We start from the raw sequence: 24590 nt of genomic DNA on the forward strand, positions 1-24590 counted from the left end.
TTGGGGCTTGACAGTGTGTTTGAGAATATGTTTTCTCTGATGGCACTGGTAGATGTAGGGACAGGGTCGCTAATATCATATTTACTGTATAAAGCTTTTTCGGAGAATAATAGAAGGGAAGTATCTGTTTTAATGTCAATGTACAAAAAGATGTATCTATTCATAGCTGTTGCTATGGGGATAATTAGCATCTTTTTAATCCCATTGTTGCCCATTTTAATTAAGTCCAAAGGGTTTGATTGGAACTATATTATAGTAATATATCTTATTAGAGGAATAGCTATGGTTGGTTCTTATTGCTTCTCTTATAGAAGGCTTTTATTTAAAGTTGATCAATGTGAGTATGTATGTACTAAAATTGATACAATAACTAATTATTTTAAATATTTGAGTTGGTTTATTGTAATTATTGCTACTCAAAGCTATATCGCATATTTGATTATTCAGACTATTTCTGTATTTGTTGCCAATATCATTATAGCTAGAATGTCTTATACGAAATATCCATACTCAAAAGAAGTCAAGGTTAGTATTCCTGATTTTAGGGAGAGAAATTTTTTCATGGATATGAAGAATGTATATATGTCTAAAATAGCTGGTACAATTTTTGGCAGTACTAATAGTTTGGTTTTATCTTCATCGTTAGGGGTAAAGTCTGTCGCAATGTTAGCAAATTATACATTGATATCAGAAGCTATTGCCGCTGCGTTCTCAAAGATATTTTCACCTTTGCAAGGCAGCATAGGAAACTATGTGTATTCTGAAGATAAAGCGGAAGGATTTAAACTGTTCAGAATGTTTGAATTACTTTCTTTTATTATTGGATCAACTGTTTCTATTTGTTTTGCAAATTTAATAAATCCTTTTATATCCATTTGGATAGGCGAGAAATACGTATTGTCCCTTTTCGTTGTAATATTGATATCTATGAAATTGTATATTGGTTTTGCCTCTCATTTTGTTTCGTGTTATAGGGAGGTTTTTGGCAGATTTGAAATTGATAGATTTTACAATTTGGGAGGTGCGTTGTTAAGCTTATTTGTATCGATTATGTTAGTTAATAGCTATGGTATAGCTGGGGTATATATTGGAACTATTATAGCTATGTTGGGGTTTTGGATTGGTCGTTATAAAGTTCTGAAAGAAGAATATTTTGGTAATATATCTACCGGATATATAAAAAGGCAGTTGTTGAGAATTATTGTTTTGTTTATTGGCTATTTTATAACATTTGTAATTTGTTCTTTTTTGGGGAATGGTATAATTTCTTTTATTGCTAAATTATTTGTTTGTATTTCTGTGATTAGCGTGATGAATTATATTATATACCGGAAAACAGAGGAGTTTCAACGTATGCTGTTTTATTTTAATAGAAGTAAAAATGTCATTATAAATAATTTAAATAATCATCGATGAAAATACTAAGTAGTTTTTTAAAGAACATTATTCAACATACTGTTTTTGTAAGGTATTTCTTAGACTATATCGAACGCCGATGTAATATAAACTCTGGTATGGAAAATGATTTATATCATGAAGGATGGTCATTCATAATTATAACAGATGGGAAGAATAAAAAATTGTTAAATTCTTCTATTAAAAGTATTTTAGACGAATTTGGTGAGGATCGCTATGAGATTATTGTTATTGGTCAAAATAGAGATTACCCTCAATTAAATAATAAAATTAGGTATATACCATATTATAGCTTTCCATTTTTGGCCGGTTGGATAACAATTAAAAAAAACATAGGTGCTAAAGTTGCTATTTATAATAAACTAGTAATAATGCATGATTATGTATCTCTAAATAGAGGTTGGAAAGTAGGTTTTGATGAGTTTGGCCAAGATTATGACATCTGTATGAATAGAATCAAATTGAAAAATGGGAATAGAACCAGGGATTGGTTAGTCTATGATTATCCTAACTTAGGGCCGGCTCTATTGCCATATAAGATTCAGTGTAAAAAATATCAATATATTAGTGGTACCTATTTCGTAGTGAAGAAAGACTTTTTTATTCGCAATCTGCTTGACGAAAAATTAAGATGGGGTGAAGGAGAGGACGTTGAATGGTCAAAGAGAGTAAGAGAAAAAGCTAATATAGTTTTTAATAATAATAGTTGTGTTTCTTATTTGAAAGATAAGTTACCAAATGATGCACCATACTGTGATAACTGGATAGAAAATACGATTAAATTATATGGTATGTATTCCATTAATATTAATAAAGGAAATTATGCCGAAGATATTGCCAAATATTAAGAAGTGTATAAATTAGGTTTTGCTTGTTTTATATAGAGCAAATGTAAGGTTTAAGTTGAGAAAAAAGTAAAAACTCTTTTGGCTCATCTAATTATTTGTATGAAGGTAATGATATTTGTTCTTCAAAAATAGAATTAAAATAGTGATGAAAATTGGTATTGTTCCATTTTATGATGGATTACTAAACAATAAGTTGTTTGACATAACGGACTGCAATTTAAATGCGGATAATTTGATAACTCCTTATTTTGAAATAAAGGAAAAGTTAAAGGATACTTATGATATCAATACTATTGATAAATACAGTGATTTACAGGATGTTGACTGTGTACTATTTTTCTATCTTGATTATAAACTTTTGCTCCGATGTATTAAAAACGGGGTTAAGAAGTTAGTTTATTTTGCTTGGGAACCAGAAGTGGTGGATGAAAGGCATTCTAAGAAGAACCTAAAAAAGATAGAATCGTTTTTTGACGCAATAATGACGTGGAACGATGATATTGTAGATAATATAAAATATTTTAAAATCAATTATCCGTACTTTTTTGACAAACTGATTAGCGTATGTACAATAGAGGAGTTTAATAAGAAGAAATTGTTAGTGAATATTTCAGGGAATAAGTTTTCTTCCCATAAAAGTGAATTATATTCAGAGCGCTTGAAAGTTATTCGATTTTATGAACAAGGTTGCGGAGATACTTTTGAATTATATGGAAGAGGGTGGTCAAAAGGCATGAGAACATTTAAAGGAGAATGTTTAAGGAAGAGTGATGTTTATAGAAATTTTAAGTTTGCTTTATGCTTAGAAAATATGTGTAATGTTAATGGTTATATTACGGAAAAAATATTTGATTGCTTTATCTCTGGGGTAGTACCTGTTTATTGGGGGGCAAACAATGTGTTAAACTATATTCCAAAAGAATGTTATATTGACTACCCAAAATTTAATAATATATGTGAACTGGATAATTTTTTATCTTCTATGACTTATCAGGATTATGTAAAATATATTGATAATATAAATAGGTATTTGCAAAGCTCTAAGAAAGACTTGTTTACTTCTTCCTTCTTTTGTGAGAGTATGGCAATTGTTTTGCAAAAAGAATTTTGTAAAAGAGGCAAAGCTAATATATGGAAATTAAATTATTATAGAATATACTATGTTATTAAAGGAATACTTAAAAAGGTGGATGTGGTTTAAAAAGAAAGTGAAAGTAATGCCTGGAACAATTATTAATGGAAATACTACTATTGGATTTAATAGTTATGTTGGGTACAATTGTATTATTTCATGGAGTACCATAGGGAATTATGTCTCCATTGCTAATAATGTAAATATAGGCCATGGAGAGCATTTGACGAATGATATATCTACAAATGTGTTTTTCTATAAAGATAAAAGCGTATTAACTCAACTTCCAATAGTTATAGAAGATGATGTCTGGATTGGGACAGGTGCTATTATTTTGAGAGGATTAAAGGTGGGACGTGGTGCAATAATTGGTGCTGGTGCAGTAGTGACGAAAGATGTACCACCCTATGCTATTGTTGTAGGAGTTCCTGCACGTATATTAAGGTACCGTTTCGATTCTTCCTGCATTTTAAATATCGAAAAAACGAGTTGGTGGAATCTGGATGTAGATGAAGCCAATAAGGTTATTGAAAAGCTGAGGGAAGAGAATATTGAATAGATCAGCTATATTTAAAAAAAACGTATGAAAATAGTACAAATAATTGGTGGATTAGGCAACCAAATGTTTCAGTTCGCATTTTATTTAGCATTAAAGGAAAAGTATGTTAATGTAAAATTAGACACTTCTTCGTTTGGTACTTATACGCACAATGGATTTGAACTTGATAAAGTTTTTCATGTTGAATATCTAAAGGCGTCCATCCGAGAAAGAATAAAATTGTCTTACCAGGGAAGTGAAATATGGATAAGGGTGTTGCGTAAACTATTGAAACGAAAAAAAACAGAATATGTAGAGCCATATTTGTGTTTTGATGAGAATGCTATATCATTATCGTGTGATAAATATTATATAGGATATTGGCAAAGCTATAAATATTTTACGAATATAGAAGCGGCTATTCGTGGACAGTTTCATTTTTCTAAAGTTTTAAGCGATAAGAATGAGTTCATAAAGAAGCAAATGCAAAATTCAAATTCAGTGAGCCTTCATGTTCGATTAGGAGACTATGTTAATAATCCTGCTTATTCTAATATTTGTACTTCTGCTTATTATAATAAAGCCATAAATATAATTCAAAGCAAAGTCTCAGAACCAAAATTTTTTGTTTTCTCAGATGATACTGTGTGGTGTAAGGATCATCTAAAAATACCTAATTGCCATATTATAGATTGGAATAACAAAGAAGAATCGTATTGGGATATGTGTTTAATGACTTATTGCAAACATAATATAATAGCAAACAGTTCTTTTAGTTGGTGGGGAGCTTGGCTTAACACAAATCCCGAGAGGATTGTTATTGCCCCTGGGAAGTGGATTAATGATGACAGAGTACAAGTAAGTGATATTATTCCTTCTGATTGGATTTGTGTATGAATAGTAATCCTTTTGTCTCAGTTGTAATGTCGGTATATAATGGAGGGGAGTTTTTAAAAGACGCTATCAATAGTATACTTAGTCAAAGTTATAAGAATTTTGAATTCATTATAATAAATGATGGCTCCTCGGATAATTTTTCGGAGATATTGGAATTATATGATGATGAAAGAATTAAAGTCCTAAATAATCAAGAAAATAAGGGTCTTGTTTATTCATTAAATAGGGGATTACTGGAATCTATTGGTAAATATATCGTTAGAATGGACGCTGATGACATCAGTTTGCCAAATAGAATTGAAAAACAAGTCGAGTTTATGGAGAGAGAGCCTGAAGTTGGGGTTTGTGGCTCTTATATTGAGATCTTTGGTGATACAATAAAGCGGAAAGTACAAAGATTCCCAAGTAATGTCAATGTGAATGAAGCTTTTCTATTATTTTCTACTTGTTTAGCTCATCCATCCGTTATTATCCGTAAATCTATTGTAGATAAATATAAGTTACGTTATGATGACCGATATTTGCATGCAGAGGACTATGCTATTTGGTGTCAGGCAGTTAAATATACTAAGATTTCTAATATTAGGGAAGTATTATTGAAATATAGAATATTAGAATCAAGTGTCACTAGACAAGCAAATAAAAATTTTCAGTCGCGTTTTGATGTTCACAAGTCAATTTATAAAGATATTTTTAGAAATAAAGGGATAGATTATACGGAAAAAGAGTTGTATTTGCATTTCATCATTTCGGATAATAATAGATTTAGAAATCAAGCTTTAACAATAAGACCATCAGAAATAAATGCTCACCTTACAAAAATATTGTCTCATTATAGAGGGGCTAGCAATTATAAATATATTGCTTTCTTAGTGAATAAAAGAGGGTTGAGTTTGTCGAGATGGTACTCAGAGAGCAGAGGTTTCTATTTTATTATGTATCTTTTTAAATTCTTGTATTATAAGATTCAGATAAAGAAATGATACCTTACGCTTTCATTATATTATTAGTTGTGTTTTTCAGTGTTTTTGATTTTTCTAATTTAAATGTTTTTAAAAAGAAAATATTATTATTTTTTCTTTCCTTTATTCTAATATTATTTGTTGGAACACGATTTGAAACAGGTGATGATTGGGGCGAATATACAAAGGTGTTTGATAAAATTCCACTAGTAAGCGATTTATGGAATGATAACGGTATGTTTCTTTTGTTCAGAATGGAACCTGGTTACATTTTATTTAATAGTGTAATTAAATCTTTTGGTGGGAGTATAAATGAAGTCTTTTTATTATCGTCAATAGTTGTTATTTCCTTATTTTTTGTATTTCAAAAAAGGTATACACTACTTCCTTTTTTAGCTGTATTACTTTATATGCGTTATGGGTATATGCAGTTTAATATGATGTTTGTCAGACAAGGAATAGCTATATCTATCTTCTTTTATTCTTTAAAATATATAGAAGATAAAAAAATAATAAAGTATTTATTAATCAATATATTATCCTCTCTTTTTCATTCGAGTTTATTAATAGTTCTTCCTCTGTATTTTGTTATTAACAGAAGATATAGTAACATTTTTTTTTGTACAGTTGTATTTATTTCTGTACTATTGTCTTTCTTTGACTGGATGGGAGCTATTCTTAGTTTTTTTCCTCCTTTTATACAGAGCAGTTTAACAAGCTATACAGAATCAGACGTGTGGGGCGGTATGACTGGTAAGATAAATATAGCAGTTGCTGAAAAATTTATATTACTTTTAATGTGTTTGAGGCTTCGGGAAAAATTGGAGCAAAAAAACATCTCATTTAATCTGGTTTTTAATCTGTTTGTATTGAGTATTATTTGTTATTATGCCTTTTTCCAAACGTATGTATTTCAGCAGAGGACTGTACTCATATTTCAACTGTCGACAATTTTTATTATTTCGCAATTGTTTCTGTTCTTTTCTGTTAAGAATAGAATGATGGTGCTTTTTATATTGAATTTGATGGTAATCTATTTTTTCTTTAGATATATAAATATAGGGAAGGATGTTTATCTGCCTTATAGGTCGTGGTTGATTTAGAATTAGATTACTGAGCATCTATAATCTAATGACAATGCTTTTATCTATTATTGTTCCCACATTTAAACCTCAAAAAACTTATTTTGAGGAGTGTCTTTTTTCGTTATTTAACCAAACGATGTTTCACTATTTATATGAAGTGATAGTTGTATTGAATGGTGATATTGACACACAGTACACGGATATGATATTAGATATATTTGCTTATAAACCAGCTGGCTTGTATTGTAGGTTGATAAAAACTGATCAAGCAGGCGTATCTAATGCGAGGAATCTTGGCATTGATGCTGCAAAAGGGCAATATATTGGTTTCGTTGATGATGATGATATTGTCTCTTCTGATTACCTTGAAGAATTGTGTAAAATATCTTCTCGGAATATAGTTGGAGTTAGTAATGTGCATACATTTAGAAAAACGATAGAAGAGAAGGAGGATAATTTTTTTGCTTGCCGAATTATTCAACAAAGAGAGTGTCAGTATTCTTTGTTTAGAAATCGAGCTATATTAGCATTTCCTGTCGCTAAATTGATACATCGAGATATTATTGGAAATAGAAGGTTTAATCCACGATTTAAAAATGGAGAGGATGCGCTTTTTATGACCGAAATATCGGATTTGATTGGAGGATTTCGTTTTACGAAAGAAGATACTACTTATTATGTGAGAGAGAGAGCTGGCTCTGCTTCAAGAAGACCTCTTAAACGAGGACAATTGTGTTGGGATACTTTTATGCTAATAAAAGCATATGTATCTATTTATTTGTCTTCTCCTTTCTCGTATAATTTCTTACTTTTTGCTTCTAGAATTCCAGGGTCCATTAAAGGGGCCATAAAACTGTCACGTAATACAGCTTTTTTTTAGTAAAGTTTTGTCTGTCTTGTGTTTTTGTTTAATATTGTTGAATAATGAATGAACTTGTTTCTATTATTACTCCCTGTTATAATTCTGCGGCTACTATACGAGAAACGATCCGATCTGTCATAGCACAGAGCTATGTTAACTGGGAGTTGTTGATAATTGATGACTGTTCAAATGATGATTCTGTGAAAATTATAATGGAATTTATGGATACGGATTCTCGAATTTATTATTTGAAAACAGAGCATCCTTCTGGGGGACCAACTCTTCCTCGTAACGTCGGGATACAAGCTGCAAAAGGACGTTTTATAGCATTTTTAGATAGCGATGATATTTGGCTTCCTAATAAATTGTCTACTCAACTTCCTTTATTTATTAATGATAATGTTGCAATTGTCTATTCTGATTATGAGAAAATATCTGAAGAAGGAAATCGTACGGGAAGAATCGTTAAATCAGATCCCTATCATCATTATAAATCTTTATTGTGTGGAAATGAGTTAGGATGTTTAACTGTGGTTTATGATACGCAAAAAATAGGGAAACGTTATTTTAAGTTTATTGGACATGAGGACTACAATCTTTGGTTAGATATTCTCAAAGAAGGTTTTATTGCTATAAATACAAATATTTGTTTGGCGTTGTATAGAATACGCAAAGGTTCTGTCTCTTCAAATAAATTGAGAGTTATAAAATGGATTTGGCATATTTATAGAGTGGAACAGAAAAAAACAATCTGGTTAAGTTTGTATTACTCATTGTCAGATTTGAATAAATCTCTTTTTAAATATTTAAAATGAATCTTCTTTTTACGGGTGCTTCTGGTTTTCTAGGGAGAAATATTTGTTTTTTGCTAAAAGAAAAATATAAGATAGATACTATGGGACTTGCTCTGCAGGATAATTACAAAGTGGATATAGCGCAAGAAATCCCGACACTAAATATGCCATATGATGTTGTTTTACATGCTGCAGGAAAAGCCCATTCAATACCTAAAACGGAGGTAGAAAAACAAACCTTCTTTGATATCAACCTGCAAGGTACAAAGAATTTGTGTACGGCTTTGGAAAATTTTTGTACGCCTAAGGCCTTCATTTTCATTAGTACTGTTGCTGTTTATGGCTGTGATTTTGGTGAGAATATTACCGAAGAATATTCGTTGAATGGAACTAGCCCTTATGCTTTAAGTAAGATCAAAGCTGAGAAATATCTCGAAGGGTGGTGTAGTATGCACAATGTAAAATTGAGTATACTTCGTCCTTCTTTAATTGCCGGGCCTAATCCTCCGGGAAATTTAGGGACAATGATCCATGGTATTAAGAGTGGCAAGTATCTGAGTATTGCGGGAGGAAAAGCCCGGAAGAGTGTTTTGATGGTGCAGGATATTGCCAATCTTGTTCCTTTATTAGTAGAAAAAGGAGGGATATATAATGTTTGCGATACTTATCAACCTAGTTTTCGTGAGTTGGAAGAGATTATATGTAATCAGTTAAATAAAAAATTGCCTTTGTCTATTCCTTATTATTTTGCTAAAGGTATGGCAGTTGTTGGTGATTGTTTGGGAGAAAAAGCTCCGATTAATTCTTTGAAGCTCCGTAAGATTACGAACTCTTTGACTTTTAGTAATGAAAAGGCAGTACGGGAGCTTGGATGGAAACCTGTGAATGTGTTAGAGAGTTTTCGGATAGAGTAAATTGAATTATGACTATTATTTGCTGGATTTTGGGAATACTTATTGTAATTATTCTCGTAGCTTTTCTTTGTGTTCAATTTTGGTTTTATCTGATTTATAAAAACGGTTAACTTACATGTATTATATTCTTATATTAGTTCTGCTATTTCTGGCAGAACTTTTTTATTTTCGTATTGCTGATAAATGTAATATTATCGACAAGCCGAATGAACGGAGTTCGCATACCCGTATTACTCTGAGAGGTGGAGGAATCATTTTCTATTTGGGTGCATTGACTTTTTTCCTGACGAATCAGTTTGAATACCCTTGGTTTATACTGGCTTTGACCTTGATCACTTTTATCAGTTTTGTAGATGATATCCGTTCTACTTCGCAGGGTTTGCGTTTAGTCTTCCATTTTACGGCAATGGCCCTGTTGTTCTATCAATGGGGATTGTTCAGCCTGCCTTGGTGGACGTTGCTTATCGCTCTGATCGTCTGTACGGGGATTATCAATGCCTATAACTTTATGGATGGCATTAACGGCATTACCGGCGGGTATTCATTGGTTATCCTGGTTTCTTTGGCATATGTGAATGCGGAAGTGATCTCCTTCACAGAACAGAGTTTTATTTATACGATGATTTGTTCTGTGTTGGTGTTTGACTTCTTTAATTTCCGTAAGAGAGCGAAATGCTTCGCCGGTGATGTGGGTTCGGTCAGTATAGCTTTTGTGGTCCTGTTCCTGATCGGGAGTTTGATTCTTCAAACTAAGGATTTCAGCTGGCTTGTATTGCTTGTTGTGTACGGGGTGGATAGTGTGTTGACGATCGTACACCGCCTGTTACTACATGAAAATATTGGTTTGCCTCACCGGAAACATTTGTATCAGATCATGGCCAATGAACTGAAGATACCACACGTGGCAGTGGCATTGACCTATATGTCGGTGCAAGCTGGGGTTGTAGCAGGATATTTGGCATTGCGGGAGTATGGATATGAGTATTTATTAGGGAGCATCTTGGTGTTGGGGCTATTATACTTCCTATTTATGAAGAGATTCTTCTATTTACATAAATCAAATTAATTACTCCTGGAAAACTTAACAGAGAATGATTTTCAACGTGTGGCAGATTGGCTTGGCGTTGAAGTGGCAGTGATAAAAGCCGTACAGACAGTTGAAACCGGTGGTCGTGGGGGCTTTGTGGCTCTGGGGTGACCGATGATCTTATTCGAAGGACACATCTTTTGGCGTGAACTCCATGGGGAATGTTTCAGGTGATGGGCTTTAACTATGTGATGTGCGGGTATGGCTGTGTAAATGAAATGGTGAAAGATATGTGTACCGGAGAAGATAAGCAACTGGAGGCATTTGCGAGGTTCATTAAACTTGCTGGGTTACGGCCCAATCTGGAGCGGAAAGACTGGACCGGTTTTGCCAAAAGATATAATGGTTCCGGATATGCTCAGAATCAGTACGATAAAAAATTAGAAGAGGCTTATCGGAGATTTACGAAGTAGAAAAGAGATATACCCGGTTTTCGGGTGTAGATTTTTGTTTCGTCCCCAGATTTATACTATATCGGGTATAAATCTGGGGACATTCCGTTAAACGGATATAATATGAATAATCGAACCATAGCAGAGTATGTGAAGTAGATGTATGAGAAAGAATTAAGTAATAACTCTGATAATGTGATGATTATAACTTGTTCTGTATAACTTGATCCGGACGCCTCATTTTCCTTTGTCATCTTCCTGCAAATGTTCACCTTTGCAATGTTGATCAACGCAATGTGAATAAAATCAGTGGTAATAACATTAAAAAAAGGAGATTAGGAATATGGCATTATTTTATAAAGCAGTAAAATCGACTATGGCAACTAAGTCCGGTGATAAGAAATGGCACTTGAACTTGGTGAAGGTAGGCAAGGTGGTATCTACTCAGCAATTGGCTGAAATGATTGCGGAAAAGTCGTCGTTGACTCCGGGTGATGTGCATAATGTGGTTCGGAACTTGATGACAGCGATGCGTAGTGCACTGCTGGACAGTAAGACGGTACGCCTGGACGGATTGGGTACTTTTACGATGAAAGCGCGTACACGGGGAAGGGGAGTGGACAAAGAGGAAGAGGTGAATCCGAATCAGGTGGCAGCCCTTCTTTGTCATTTTACTCCTGAATATACTCGTCCTGCGGCTATCGGTACTACCCGGGCTTTGTTTCAGGGAGTTGAGTTTCAGAAGGCGAGTGGGATCGGTGCTTCGGGCAATAATGGTTCCGGAGGTGGTGATGGAGACATAGTAGATGATCCGACTGCGTAGTTGCATTTTTAATAGGATGAAAAAGATGAAGAAAAATAATTGGAACGTTATTTTGAAAGTGATTATTGCTGTAGCAAGTGCTATTGCCGGGGTGATCGGAGGGCAGGGATTGCTTTGATAGGTGGCTGACAGCTTCGGTTGGAATGATAAATGCCGGTGTCCGTTTGGAAGAATGGATGCCGGCATTTTATTATATTACCTGTAGAACCGGGAATGTAAAAGAGCATTAATAATAGGGCCTATATAGTGGTGTGAATGATATTATAGGATAAAGGAGAATGAAATCTACATTAAAATGATCAAATTTTGTAAGTTTCTGTTTTTTTTGATATTTTTGTACAGTGGAATGGATTACTGAGATTACTGATATATGGTGACCTCGCACAAACGAACAAACAGAGTCTTATGGGAAATAATGTATCATTGCTGAAGTATGCACCGCTGATAGTACTTTTTTGCACCTCATGTGTAAAAGAAAAAGATTTGTATGAACCGTCGGGTAAGAATCCTGATGATACGGAAGAACTGGATTTATCATTTAAATTCTCTTTGAGAACCGATAAGCAGATCGGTGTGATGGCTACCTCTGCGGATGAGAAGGTGGCTGAAGGCATCTTGATAGGGATTTATCCCCAACAACCTTATGAGGAGGATGGGACTATTGTCATTAAGCCTCTTTATGTTGGTTATACAGATGTGGATGGATGCATTTATGCTATTATATCTGTTCCGGTAAATGTCGATAAGGTATATATAACTTCATTGACTGCCGGTTTTCCCGGTGTGCAGGAGGTTGATGTGCAACCGGGAATGACGTGTGTCTTGTCTGCCGTACCCTTTCAAGTCAGTACCAATGCTTCTACTCGCATGGCTGTTGCCCGGAGCGGGGCAGAGTTGGAGATTCCTGTCAGCCAGAAGCTAAGCAATCTTTATGAACTGTATAGTCCATATGCGGATGCAGAAGTTGGGAAAGACGGCATCCCGCTTTTAAATGCTTCGCCGCTTGTTTCAAAAGAAGAATTGTCACCTAAATTTTTAAACCGGGTGAATAGTTGGTATCCGGAACAGAAGAATGTACAGGATGTGGATCTGAATAAGAGTTCGGATCTGGTGGTTACTGACGAACTGGGAGCAGAAGTGTGGGCTACGTATGTTGGTGATGGGGGATTCTATGTAAATAATAGGACTGTTTACAATGTTTTGACTTACTATAGTTATAAAGAAGGGGAACTCAATAAACGCGAAGATATACAGGGACATCGTATGACCTTGCTGTTGCCGAACACCCATCAGGAAAAATGTCCATCGGGACTGAAAGTGCAATTATTATATTGGGACGGAAACAAGTATGATACAATATTTCCGAAGGGTACACGTATCGGTTTTGCCGTGGCACGTGACGGGTTAAACATGACGAATATTGCTACTGGCGGTGTAAACTCGAAGAGCGCCTATAAATTCCAGAATCAGACATTTCCTAATGCGAATGTAAACGGATTCTATTATTCTACTCCAACTTTGAATACAACTAAAAAAACAAATGCCGTGATCCGTAGCATGTCCGATTACAACTGCTGCATTATGGGGTTTGATATCCGTCCTTATGGCGATGCGAAGGCTGATTATGATTTCAATGACGTGCTGATAAAGCTTACCGCATCACCGGTATCTGCCGTTAAACCGGAAGAAGATATTCCGGTAATTGATGAATTCGCTCCTTCGGAGGCTGTTTATGGAACACTTGCTTTTGAAGACCAGTGGCCTAAGATGGGAGATTATGATTTCAATGATTTTGTGATGAATTATGCTTATGAGCTGGAGAAAGGAGATGGTAATTCTATTACTGCCGTGAAATTGACTTTCACACCAATTGCGAAGGGGGCAGCCCCGTGGACGCATATTGGGGTCGGGATTGAACTTCCGCTTTCTGAGGACATTATTGATCGGTCAAAACTGGAAGGTGCTATTATTGAGGAAGGGAATGAATGGGCCACTTTTATTGTGTGGAACGATGTAAATGTAGCTTTGGGGACTACTGAGGGATATGTGAATACGGAAGGGACGGCAACCGGAATTTCCGGGACTCCCGCTGAAATAACCGTTCGGTTGAAAACTCCTGTCAGCAATCTGCAGACTCAAAAATTTAATCCGTTTATCTTTGTCAACAGCCGTCAAAAAGAGATTCATCTGGTAGATTATAAACCGACAAAGCATGCGGATGTTTCACTTTTCAAAACAGAAAATGATCGCTCGGATCCTGAGTCCGGAGTTTACTATCGCATGGACAACCGCTATCCCTGGGCACTTGATTTCCCACGTAAAGAAGCCTCCTCACCGGCATGGAAGTATCCGAAGGAGAGAATTAATGTCATACAGGCATATCCTAATTATGAAAAATGGGTGCTTGATCAATCGAACCTTTCGTGGTTTGATGCGAGTGTGTCGGGGAACGTGAATAAGGAATTCTTATATTAAGGAGAAAATAAAATCCTCCGTAGAAAAAGGCATCTACGGAGGATTATTTATTTTTTCTTTCTCAAGTCTCTTCCTTCAAATCGGCAAATTGCCTCTATCCACTCTTCGGTCAGTGGCTTGGATTGATGTTTCTCCAAGTCGAATGTCACCATGACCGAGCGACAAATACATTTCACTTCCATTGTTTCGGTATCGATAACCCGTTGCATCAGATGAAAACTTTTGGTTCCGATCTCACAGACGGCAGTTTGAACGGCAATGTGGTCGGATGAAAAAATCTGTGCCAGAAAGTCGGCTTCAATGTGTACTACTACAATACCATCTTTTTCCCAGTCAACACCCGGACAAACCGAGGCAAAGTATTCTGTTTTGCCGAGGTCGTAGAATGAAAAATAGACGGTGTTGTTGACGTGTCCGAACTTGTCTACGTCATTGAATCGTAGTTGTATAGGTAAACTGTGATGAAATTCGATTTCTTCCATTTGTTTTCTCTTAACCTTTGTTATTATTGGGCAAAATTAGTATTTTTGCACGTTATTCTCACAAGAAATAGATCAAGAAATGATAGAAGACATTAAAAAAGCTTGTCAAGTGATGAGCGAAGGCGGGGTGATTCTCTATCCCACCGATACGGTTTGGGGAATTGGCTGCGATGCTACCAATGAAGACGCTGTGCGCCGGGTGTATGAGATAAAACAACGTGCTGACAGCAAGGCGATGTTGGTATTGGTGGATTCGCCGGTGAAGGTCGAATTTTATGTGCAGGATGTCCCTTCGATTGCTTGGGATTTGATGGAAGTTGCCGATAAACCATTGACTATCATTTATTCCGGTGCTCGTAATTTAGCTTCAAATCTGCTTGCCGAAGACGGTAGCGTAGGCATCCGGGTGACGAACGAAGCATTCTCCCGTCGTTTGTGCCAGCAGTTTCGTAAGGCTATTGTTTCGACATCTGCCAATATCAGTGGACAGCCGGGAGCTGCCAATTTCAATGAAATCAGCGAAGAAATAAAATCGTCGGTAGACTACATTGTCAATTTCCGGCAGGATGATATGAGTCGTCCTAAACCATCGAGTATCATTAAACTGGATAAAGGTGGAGTGATTAAGATTATTCGCGAATAATGGAAAAAGAAAAGATAAGTTTATTACAGCGCTTTATTATTTGGCGCGAGAATAAGATTAAAGAAAAGCAGTTTATTCTCATTTTAAGTTTTCTGGTAGGTATTTTTACAGCTATTGCTGCATTGATCCTGAAGTTCTTCATTCATACGATACAGAACTTTCTCACAGATAATTTTAATACGACAGAGGCCAACTACCTTTATCTGGTCTATCCGGTAGTCGGTATTTTCCTTGCCGGATGGTTTGTGCGCAATATCGTAAAGGATGATATCAGTCATGGGGTTACGAAGATCCTTTATGCAATTTCACGTCGTCAAGGACGTATCAAACGCCATAATATCTGGTCGTCGACCATTGCCAGTGCCATTACCATCGGCTTCGGCGGATCGGTAGGAGCCGAGGCCCCTATTGTACTTACCGGATCGGCTATCGGATCGAATCTGGGAAGTATGTTCAAGATGGAACACCGTACGTTGATGTTGCTGGTGGGATGTGGTGCTGCCGGTGCCATTGGAGGTATTTTCAAAGCGCCGATAGCGGGATTGGTATTCACTTTGGAAGTATTGATGATTGATCTTACCATGTCATCCTTGTTGCCGTTGTTAATCTCGGCTGTTACGGCTGCTACTGTTTCGTATATTACAACCGGGCAAGAGGCTATGTTTAAATTTCATTTGGATCAGCCTTTTGAGTTGGAACGTATTCCTTATGTGATTCTCTTAGGTATCTTTTGCGGATTGGTATCACTCTATTTCACACGTGCCATGAGTTCTGTAGAAGGGGTATTTGGTAAACTGTCCAATCCGTATAAGAAGTTGGCATTGGGTGGTGTGATGTTGAGTGTACTCATCTTTCTTTTTCCGCCTCTTTACGGTGAAGGTTACGATACGATTGAATTATTGCTGAACGGTACGAGTAATGCCGATTGGGATACGGTATTGAATAACTCCTTGTTCTATGGATATGGCAATCTGCTGTTGGTTTATCTGGTATTGATTATCCTGTTGAAGGTATTTGCATCGAGTGCGACTAACGGTGGAGGCGGATGCGGTGGTATTTTTGCTCCTTCGTTGTATTTGGGATGTATTGCCGGTTTTGTTTTCTCCCACTTTAGCAATGATTTTGATTTTACTTCCACTTTACCGGAAAAGAACTTTGCTCTAATGGGAATGGCAGGAGTCATGAGTGGGGTCATGCATGCCCCGTTGACCGGTGTGTTTCTGATTGCTGAACTGACCGGTGGATATGACCTTTTTCTGCCTTTGATGATTGTTTCGGTCAGTTCTTATCTGACAATCATTGTGTTCGAACCCCACAGTATTTATTCCATGCGTCTGGCCAAGAAAGGACAGTTGCTGACCCATCATAAGGATAAGGCTGTACTGACATTGATGAAAGTGGAAAATGTAGTCGAAACAGACTTTGTCTGTGTACGTCCAGAAATGGATTTGGGTGAATTGGTAAAGGCTATTTCGACCTCCCATCGTAATATGTTTCCTGTGACAGACAAGGATGGAATTCTATTAGGCGTCGTGCTGCTGGATGATATCCGGAACATCATGTTCCGTCAGGAACTTTATCATCGTTTTACCGTTAGTAAATTGATGACTTCCGTTCCTGCCCGTTTGTATGATACCGACAGTATGGAACAGGTGATGCAGACGTTTGACGATACAAAAGCGTGGAACTTGCCGGTAGTCAACGAAGAAGGAAAGTATCTGGGATTTGTTTCAAAATCTAAAATATTTAATTCGTATCGCCAGGTATTGGTGCATTTCTCGGAAGATTGACGGGTTACAATTTCCGGAAACTTATAACTCATAGCTTTTTAAATATGAAAAAAGAAGATTTAAGAATCGTATATATGGGGACTCCTGATTTTGCAGTGGAGGCCCTGCGCTGTCTGGTGGAAGGCGGCTATAATGTAGTCGGGGTGATTACAATGCCTGATAAACCTGCCGGTCGTGGACACAAAATCCAATATTCTCCGGTAAAGCAATATGCGCTGGATCATCAGTTGCCTTTATTACAGCCGGAGAAACTGAAAGATGCAGAATTTGTTCAGGCACTTCGCGAATGGAAGGCCGATCTGCAGATTGTTGTGGCTTTTCGGATGTTGCCGGAAGTGGTATGGAACATGCCTTGTTTTGGAACTTTCAATCTTCATGCTTCTTTGCTTCCGCAGTACCGTGGGGCAGCTCCTATCAATTGGGCGGTTATCAATGGAGATACGGAGACGGGGATTACTACTTTTTTCCTGAAACATGAAATCGATACAGGTGAGGTGATCCAGCAGGTGCGCGTTCCTATTGCTGATACGGACAATGTGGAAGTGGTGCATGACAAATTGATGCAGTTGGGCGGACGGCTGGTGATAGAAACGGTAGATGCTATTCTGGAGGGAAATGTAAAGGCAATTCCCCAGGAAGAAATGGCAGTGGTCGGCGAGCTTCGTCCGGCTCCGAAAATCTTCAAAGAAACCTGTAGGATTAATTGGAATCAACCGGTGAAACGGGTTTATGATTTTATCCGCGGGCTTTCTCCTTATCCTGCTGCGTGGAGTGAATTACTTAATCCGGAAGGTGAAGCGGTTGTAGTGAAAATCTTTGAGAGTGAGAAAGAAGAGAAAGTACATGCACTGACTCCGGGGAGCATTATTACAGATGGAAAGCACTTCCTGAAAGTAGCCGTGTCGGATGGGTTTGTAAATATCCTTTCTTTACAGTTACCGGGTAAAAAGAGGCTGAAGACAGATGAACTTTTGCGTGGGTTTCATCTGACTGAGGCATTTAGGATGAAGGCGGAATAATTGGCGGTGAGGCTCTCTATCTTATGCTTTGATAGTGTAAAGGCAACGTACTGGAAAGCAGAGTCTGTCACTTGCAATTGTGGAATTGGAATAGAAGGAAAGAATTTCTGCCAAATAAACTGTTATAGAAGAGGGAGCTCTGATGTTTTTTTGTTAATTTTGTGCTATTATTAAAATATTGATGAATATGAAACCTATTATATCCCCTTCTATCCTTTCGGCAGATTTTGCATATCTGGCAAAGGATCTTGAGATGATTAACCGTAGTGAAGCCGACTGGGTGCACATTGACATTATGGACGGAGTATTTGTTCCGAATATATCCTTTGGCTTTCCGGTGCTGAAGTATGTTGCTAAGTTGACTCAGAAACCGTTGGATGTACATTTAATGATAGTCAATCCTGAGAAGTTTATTCCTGAAGTAAAGGCATTGGGGGCGCATATTATGAATGTACATTACGAAGCATGTCCACACCTTCATCGGGTGGTGCAACAAATCCGTGAGGCCGGTATGCAGCCTGCTGTTACCATAAATCCGGCCACTCCGGTAGCTTTGTTGCTGGACATTATCCGGGATGTATACATGGTGTTGATCATGAGTGTGAATCCCGGTTTCGGAGGACAAAAGTTTATTGAGCACTCGGTAGAGAAAGTACGTGAACTTCGTGAACTGATTGAGCGTACCGGATCGAAAGCGCTGATCGAGGTAGATGGTGGAGTGAATCTGGAAACAGGTGCCCGTCTGGTGGCTGCCGGGGCGGATGCGTTGGTAGCAGGAAATGCCATTTTTGCTGCTGAGAATCCGGAAGAGACGATTCATGCCATGAAAGGGCTGTAAGGCCGGCTTGTGAGCTTCCGGTATTTACATCGATATCCATTTTTACGCCTGCTATTACCTCTGATAGCAGGCTTTCTTGTTGGTAATTATTTGTTTTTCAAGGAGGTGTATGTTCCGGATACCGTGTTGGTGGGAGTTTCTGCCGGATTATTTTTTCTGCTGCTGGCAGTCTATTTTTCACGTCGCTATTCGTTTCGGTGGATATTCGGCAGTGTTGCCTATCTACTTGTTTTTGGGGCCGGAACCGGCGGCATGAATCAGGTTTTACAACAAACTGTATATGCTTTCCAAAAACAAGAATGCGTTTATCGGGCTATCCTGACTGATCGGCCCGACGAGAAGGAACATACTTTTCTCTGTCCGGCATTTCTGACAGAAAAACAAGACTCAGTGGGAGTCGTACCGGTGAATCGGAAAGTATTGCTTTACATTTCGAAAGATTCACTCGCCGGAAGTTTACATAATGGGGACGAGTTAGTATTGATGGCGCGCGTATCTCCACCTTCCAATAATGGTAATCCCGATGAATTTGATTATGCCCGTTATTTACGTTACAGAGGGATTGGAGGAGTTGCTTTTGTTGCAGAGGGAAAATGGCAGATAATCGGACACAGGATGTCCCGTTCCTTTCGGCAGATTGCATTGGACTGCCGGGACCGGATTCTGGATAAATATCGTGCTTTGAAGTTCGAACCGGATGAGTTTGCCGTACTTGCCGCGCTTACTGTTGGCTACAAAGAGGAATTAGGTGAAGATATTAGGGAGACTTATTCCGTGTCAGGGGCCAGTCATGTACTGGCACTTTCCGGACTTCATATCGGATTTTTATATATGCTGCTTCTTTTACTTCTGAAGTGGTTGCCGGGGAATGTTTGGGGGGTGAGGCTGTTTCGTGCGATAGTGATAATTACTGCATTGTGGGGATTTGCTTTCATTACAGGGCTGTCCCCTTCTGTGGTTCGTTCGGTTATTATGTTTTCATTGTTGGCTTTGTCGGTCTTATCCGGGCGTACGGGTATTTCACTTAATACGCTTGCGCTGACTGCATTTATTATGTTGGCGGTTCATCCTTTCTGGCTGTTTGATGTTGGATTTCAACTCTCTTTTTCGGCTGTTACTGCCATTCTACTGATATATCCCCGGTTGTTCAGGTTGCTTCCGATTGGTAATGGAGTATTAAAAAAAGTCTGGGCATTAATGTGTGTTTCGCTTGCTGCGCAGATAGGTACAGCCCCTTTGGTATTGTTGTATTTTTCCAGATTTTCCACCCATTTCTTATTGACTAATCTGTTGGTAATTCCACTTGTGTCGGTGATTATGTATTCAGCGGTTATTCTGCTGGTGGTCAGCCCTTTTTCTCAGCTTTATACCTGGTGTGCTGTGGCGGTGAAGTTTCTTATCGATTTACTGAATGCTGCGGTTCGTTGGGTAGAGCATCTACCGTTGGCATCTATCGATAATGTTTGGATTTATCCGGCGGAAGTTCTTGCCTTTTATCTGGCTTTGTTGGCCTGTATGCGTCATATGATGGTTCGTAGTGCGAAAAGTTTGTACCTTGTAGGTGTTTGCCTGTTGGTTACAGGTAGTCTTCATTGGGCATGGAGGATGGCTGACCGACCGGTGCAGAGCATTGTTTTCTATAATGTCCGGGGATGTCCGGTTGTACATTGCATTGAGTCTCAAGGTAAATCCTGGCTTGCCTATGCAGATAGCATTCCGGATGAAAGACGGCTTTCGCGTGCGGTAACCGGCTATTGGAATCGGTTACACCTGAATACCCCGATACCCATAACAAAAGACTATCGCTCTTCCGGCTTCTGGATGCAGGACCACCTGCTTCTGTTCGGTAATAAACGTATTTGTATGGTCAGTGATAACCGTTGGCGGAACAAAACTGTCGCTGAACCGTTAAACATAGATTATTTGTATTTGTGTAAGGGCTATACAGGACGATTGGAGTCATTGGCCCAACTGTTTCATTGCCGGGAGGTTATTCTGGATTCTTCCCTGTCCGCTTATTATAAGGGAGTGTTCAGTGAAGAATGCCGTCGGTTGGGATTGCATTTTATCTCCCTTTCCGACGAAGGTTCTGTGAGGTTTTTGCTCTAAGTACAAAGATTTATCGTATTTTTGCCAACTCATATTTATACAAACAAGTTATGCTGACTAAAGTAATTGCTCAAACCCATATTGATCATTTTACTAAATGGTTTGAACGGGCCGACAAAATAGTAATCGTATCCCATGTGTCGCCTGACGGAGATGCCATTGGCTCATCGTTGGGATTGTATCATTTTCTGGATTCTCAAGATAAAATTGTAAATGTAATTGTCCCTAATGCTTTCCCCGATTTCCTGAGATGGATGCCGGGTAGCAAGGATATTTTGCTGTATGACCGTTATAAAGAGTTTGCCGATAAGTTGATTATGGAAGCAGACGTTATCTGCTGTCTTGATTTTAATGCATTGAAGCGCATTGACGAGATGGCTGATATAGTAGCTTCCTCACCGGGACGTAAAATAATGATAGATCATCATCTTCATCCCGAAGACTTTTGTCGGATCACTGTTTCACATCCTGAAATTTCTTCTACTTCCGAATTGGTGTTTCGCCTGATTTGCCGGATGGGATATTTCAGTGACATTTCCAAAGAGGGGGCTGAATGTATTTATACCGGTATGATGACAGATACCGGAGGATTCACTTATAACTCTAATAATCGTGAGATTTATTTCATTATCAGCGAACTGCTTTCAAAAGGAATCGATAAAGATGATATCTACCGGAAAGTCTACAATACTTATTCCGAAAGCCGTTTGCGTTTGATGGGATATGTATTATCGAATATGCGGGTGTATAAAGATTACAATTCTGCGCTTATATCGCTGACCAAAGATGAACAGGGAAAATTTGATTATATCAAAGGCGATAGCGAAGGGTTTGTAAACATCCCGCTTTCGATTAAGAATGTCTGTTTCTCTTGTTTCCTCCGTGAGGATACGGAAAAGAAAATGATTAAGATTTCACTTCGTTCCGTAGGTAAGTTTCCTTGCAACCAGTTAGCTGCCGAGTTTTTCAATGGTGGTGGGCATCTCAATGCGTCAGGCGGAGAGTTTTACGGTACGATGGAAGAGGCTGTGAAAGTGTTTGAACAGGCATTGGAGAAATATAAGCCGCTTCTGAAACAATGAGGCTGCGGGTTGTCGGTTACAATTTATGAATAAGGAATGACAAGTGTATAACTTCTTGTTACTTTTGACTTATAGCCCATGGCTCCTTGCTCTTCCGTTAAAAGTTGAAAGTCAAAGGTTAAAAGACTTGAACTTTCTGCTTTTAAATCTAAAGATTCGACTAATTTAAAATACATTTGTACGGAATATACATAAGATACAGAAATGAAAAAACTTCTATTGTTATTTTTTTCCTTGTTAGCCTTCGGATATATGTTCCAGGCTTGCGACAATTCGAAGACTTATGCAGAAATGCTGGATGAAGAGAAAGATGCGGTAAACGCTTTTATTAAAAAGCACGATATCCGTACTATTTCTGAGAGTGACTTTGAAGCAAACGGATATAAGACGGATACGACCAAGAATGAATATGTAGCTTTCTCAAACGGAGTCTATATGCAGATTGTGGATAAAGGTATTGTTACCGATAAACCGGAGAACGATTCTATCAAAAATAATAATATTGTAGCCGTACGCTTCGTGGAGCATGATATTAAGGCCAATGATACTACTTGCTTCAATGTGGTGCTTCCCGGTTTTGAAAACTATCCGAACTACTATACTTATCCGGATGTATTCCGTTACGTAGATAATGGAACTTCGGTGGCCGGTGTATTCACAGAAGGTTCGATGTATGCCAAATATGGTACGACAGACGTTCCTCCCGGATGGCTGCTTGCTTTGAAATATGTTACCAACTATGCCCATGTGAGAATGATTGTACCTTCAAAGATGGGACATCAGAGTGCAAACCAATATGTAAACCCCTATTTCTACGATATTCGTAAATTCCAGAAAGCATTGAACTAAAACTACTAAATAACCAATTTTCTAAAACAACAACCTATGACTCTAATCAAATCTATCTCTGGTATCCGTGGAACCATTGGCGGAGGCGCAGGCGAGGGACTGAATCCGCTTGACATTGTAAAATTCACGTCGGCTTATGCCACTTTGATTCGCAAGACATGCAAATCGAACAGTAACAAGATAGTAGTGGGCCGCGATGCCCGCATCTCGGGTGAGATGGTGAAGAACGTTGTAGTCGGTACCTTGATGGGTATGGGCTGGGACGTGGTTGATATCGACCTTGCTTCTACCCCGACAACAGAATTAGCTGTGACAATGGAAGGGGCTTGCGGAGGGATCATCCTGACTGCATCACACAACCCCAAGCAGTGGAATGCACTGAAATTACTGAACGAACACGGAGAATTTTTGAATGCAGCCGAAGGACAAGAAGTGCTTCGCATTGCTGCGGCTGAAGAATTCGATTATGCAGATGTTGATCATCTGGGTTCTTATCGCAAAGATCTTACTTATAACAAAAAACATATCGACAGTGTATTGGCGCTTGACCTGGTAGATGTAGAAGCTATCAAGAAAGCTAACTTCACTGTAGCCATCGATTGCGTAAACTCCGTAGGGGGTATTATTCTGCCTGAACTGTTGGAACGTCTGGGAGTGAAACACGTAGAAAAACTCTATTGCGAACCGACCGGTAATTTTGCCCACAATCCCGAACCTCTGGAAAAGAATCTGGGTGATATCATGAACCTTATGAAGGGGGGAAAAGCAGATGTCGCATTTGTTGTTGACCCTGACGTAGACCGTCTGGCCATGATCTGCGAGAACGGTGTGATGTATGGTGAAGAATATACATTGGTCACAGTGGCCGACTATGTACTGAAACATACTCCGGGTAATACGGTATCTAATTTGAGCTCTACACGTGCTTTGCGCGATGTGACCCGTAAATATGGTATGGAGTACAATGCTTCTGCAGTAGGTGAAGTGAATGTAGTGACCAAGATGAAGGCAACCAATGCGGTGATCGGAGGTGAAGGTAATGGTGGAGTGATTTATCCTGCCAGCCATTACGGACGTGACGCTTTGGTAGGTATCGCATTATTCCTTAGCCATTTGGCTCACGAAGGCAAGAAGGTGAGCGAGTTGCGTGCAACTTATCCTCCTTATTTTATTGCTAAGAATCGTGTAGATCTGACTCCGGAAATAGATGTAGATGCTATCCTTGCTAAGGTAAAGGAAATCTATAAGAACGAAGAAATCAATGATATCGACGGTGTGAAGATTGACTTTGCAGACAAGTGGGTACACTTGCGTAAGAGTAATACCGAAGCCATTATCCGTGTATACAGTGAAGCATCGACTATGGAGGCTGCTGAGGAAATAGGACAGAAGATTATGGATGTAATCAATGAATTGGCTAAGTAAAGATTCTAAAAAATAATCGAAGGGCTGCATTGACAACGATGCAGCCTTTTTTATGAATTATAATGGAATAATCTTTTAAAAATCATAAGATTGTCCATCTTTTAAGAAATAAAGTCTATTTTTTGCGA

23 protein-coding genes and 1 pseudogene are annotated in these 24590 nt (G+C 38.1%); 23 read left to right on the forward strand and 1 reads right to left on the reverse strand.

Going from position 1 to position 24590, the window contains the following annotated elements; translation table 11 throughout:
• The first annotated feature begins 39 nt into the window (after window positions 1–39).
• The 15 genes and pseudogenes from QK890_RS09410 to QK890_RS09480 all read left to right on the forward strand — a co-directional run bounded on the left by QK890_RS09410 (window position 40) and on the right by QK890_RS09480 (window position 14225).
• Entirely contained in the window at window positions 40–1416 is a 1377-nt protein-coding gene (locus tag QK890_RS09410) for a lipopolysaccharide biosynthesis protein (RefSeq protein ID WP_137570164.1), read from the forward strand.
• Window positions 1413–2264, forward strand: a complete 852-nt coding sequence (locus QK890_RS09415) for a hypothetical protein (protein WP_033572606.1) — start codon at window positions 1413–1415, stop codon at window positions 2262–2264. Before QK890_RS09410 ends, QK890_RS09415 begins: the two co-directional genes overlap by 4 nt.
• Window positions 2265–2409: 145 nt before the next feature.
• On the forward strand, window positions 2410–3465 hold the full coding sequence (locus QK890_RS09420) for a glycosyltransferase family 10 (protein WP_050503146.1): 1056 nt from the start codon (window positions 2410–2412) through the stop codon (window positions 3463–3465).
• On the forward strand, window positions 3425–3955 hold the full coding sequence (locus QK890_RS09425) for a CatB-related O-acetyltransferase (protein WP_052510079.1): 531 nt from the start codon (window positions 3425–3427) through the stop codon (window positions 3953–3955). The genes QK890_RS09420 and QK890_RS09425 overlap by 41 nt, the downstream gene beginning before the upstream one ends.
• Window positions 3956–3979: 24 nt before the next feature.
• A complete protein-coding gene (locus tag QK890_RS09430) occupies window positions 3980–4831 on the forward strand; it encodes an alpha-1,2-fucosyltransferase (RefSeq protein WP_032535382.1) in 852 nt (283 codons plus the stop codon).
• Window positions 4828–5814 (forward strand): glycosyltransferase family 2 protein, encoded by a 987-nt coding sequence (locus QK890_RS09435; protein WP_010993521.1) that lies wholly within the window; start codon window positions 4828–4830, stop codon window positions 5812–5814. The genes QK890_RS09430 and QK890_RS09435 overlap by 4 nt, the downstream gene beginning before the upstream one ends.
• A complete protein-coding gene (locus tag QK890_RS09440; RefSeq protein WP_367627315.1) occupies window positions 5811–6896 on the forward strand; it encodes an EpsG family protein in 1086 nt (361 codons plus the stop codon). Before QK890_RS09435 ends, QK890_RS09440 begins: the two co-directional genes overlap by 4 nt.
• A 34-nt stretch (window positions 6897–6930) precedes the next feature.
• Window positions 6931–7758, forward strand: a complete 828-nt coding sequence (locus QK890_RS09445) for a glycosyltransferase family 2 protein (protein WP_032535383.1) — start codon at window positions 6931–6933, stop codon at window positions 7756–7758.
• Window positions 7759–7802: 44 nt separating this feature from the next.
• On the forward strand, window positions 7803–8555 hold the full coding sequence (locus QK890_RS09450) for a glycosyltransferase family 2 protein (protein ID WP_010993518.1): 753 nt from the start codon (window positions 7803–7805) through the stop codon (window positions 8553–8555).
• Window positions 8552–9448, forward strand: coding sequence for an NAD(P)-dependent oxidoreductase (locus tag QK890_RS09455; RefSeq protein WP_010993517.1), 897 nt, complete (start codon window positions 8552–8554; stop codon window positions 9446–9448). Before QK890_RS09450 ends, QK890_RS09455 begins: the two co-directional genes overlap by 4 nt.
• A gap of 115 nt (window positions 9449–9563) precedes the next feature.
• Entirely contained in the window at window positions 9564–10514 is a 951-nt protein-coding gene (locus QK890_RS09460; protein WP_044301453.1) for a glycosyltransferase family 4 protein, read from the forward strand.
• A gap of 6 nt (window positions 10515–10520) precedes the next feature.
• Window positions 10521–10948, forward strand: a pseudogene (locus QK890_RS09465) (N-acetylmuramidase family protein).
• Between the two features lie 322 nt (window positions 10949–11270).
• Complete coding sequence (locus tag QK890_RS09470; RefSeq protein WP_005791037.1) at window positions 11271–11750, forward strand: HU family DNA-binding protein; 480 nt, start codon at window positions 11271–11273, stop codon at window positions 11748–11750.
• A gap of 25 nt (window positions 11751–11775) precedes the next feature.
• Window positions 11776–11868: a smalltalk protein gene (locus QK890_RS09475; protein WP_005781518.1), complete on the forward strand. Its 93-nt coding sequence runs from the start codon at window positions 11776–11778 to the stop codon at window positions 11866–11868.
• Window positions 11869–12155: 287 nt separating this feature from the next.
• Complete coding sequence (locus QK890_RS09480; RefSeq protein WP_367627316.1) at window positions 12156–14225, forward strand: LruC domain-containing protein; 2070 nt, start codon at window positions 12156–12158, stop codon at window positions 14223–14225.
• A 47-nt stretch (window positions 14226–14272) separates the two neighbouring features.
• Here the strand turns inward: QK890_RS09480 and QK890_RS09485 are convergent, their stop codons facing one another.
• Window positions 14273–14707, reverse strand: coding sequence for a thioesterase family protein (locus tag QK890_RS09485; protein WP_005781514.1), 435 nt, complete (start codon window positions 14705–14707; stop codon window positions 14273–14275).
• A gap of 79 nt (window positions 14708–14786) precedes the next feature.
• On the opposite strand from QK890_RS09485, the gene QK890_RS09490 reads away from it, so the two are divergent.
• The 8 genes from QK890_RS09490 (at window position 14787) to glmM (ending at window position 24462) form a co-directional block, all read left to right on the forward strand.
• Window positions 14787–15350, forward strand: a complete 564-nt coding sequence (locus QK890_RS09490) for an L-threonylcarbamoyladenylate synthase (RefSeq protein ID WP_005781511.1) — start codon at window positions 14787–14789, stop codon at window positions 15348–15350.
• Window positions 15350–17140 carry a chloride channel protein gene (locus QK890_RS09495; RefSeq protein ID WP_005781508.1) on the forward strand — a complete coding sequence of 597 codons (1791 nt, stop codon included), beginning with the start codon at window positions 15350–15352 and terminating at the stop codon, window positions 17138–17140. Before QK890_RS09490 ends, QK890_RS09495 begins: the two co-directional genes overlap by 1 nt.
• Before the next feature lie 44 nt (window positions 17141–17184).
• Complete coding sequence (gene fmt, locus QK890_RS09500) at window positions 17185–18159, forward strand: methionyl-tRNA formyltransferase (RefSeq protein ID WP_080594326.1); 975 nt, start codon at window positions 17185–17187, stop codon at window positions 18157–18159.
• 187 nt (window positions 18160–18346) lie between these two features.
• Window positions 18347–18997, forward strand: a complete 651-nt coding sequence (rpe, locus tag QK890_RS09505; protein ID WP_022011096.1) for a ribulose-phosphate 3-epimerase — start codon at window positions 18347–18349, stop codon at window positions 18995–18997.
• A 9-nt stretch (window positions 18998–19006) separates the two neighbouring features.
• A complete protein-coding gene (locus QK890_RS09510; protein WP_195341768.1) occupies window positions 19007–21106 on the forward strand; it encodes a ComEC/Rec2 family competence protein in 2100 nt (699 codons plus the stop codon).
• 50 nt (window positions 21107–21156) lie between these two features.
• Window positions 21157–22188 carry a bifunctional oligoribonuclease/PAP phosphatase NrnA gene (locus tag QK890_RS09515; protein WP_005781501.1) on the forward strand — a complete coding sequence of 344 codons (1032 nt, stop codon included), beginning with the start codon at window positions 21157–21159 and terminating at the stop codon, window positions 22186–22188.
• A gap of 204 nt (window positions 22189–22392) precedes the next feature.
• Window positions 22393–23037 carry a DUF4827 domain-containing protein gene (locus tag QK890_RS09520; protein ID WP_005781500.1) on the forward strand — a complete coding sequence of 215 codons (645 nt, stop codon included), beginning with the start codon at window positions 22393–22395 and terminating at the stop codon, window positions 23035–23037.
• Window positions 23038–23073: 36 nt separating this feature from the next.
• Window positions 23074–24462, forward strand: a complete 1389-nt coding sequence (gene glmM, locus QK890_RS09525) for a phosphoglucosamine mutase (protein ID WP_005808542.1) — start codon at window positions 23074–23076, stop codon at window positions 24460–24462.
• The last annotated feature ends 128 nt before the right edge of the window (window positions 24463–24590 follow it).

Origin of the sequence: Bacteroides sp. NGMCC 1.200775 (genome assembly GCF_040798045.1) — a bacterium.
In the GTDB taxonomy this organism is placed as follows: Bacteria; Bacteroidota; Bacteroidia; order Bacteroidales; family Bacteroidaceae; genus Bacteroides; species Bacteroides hominis.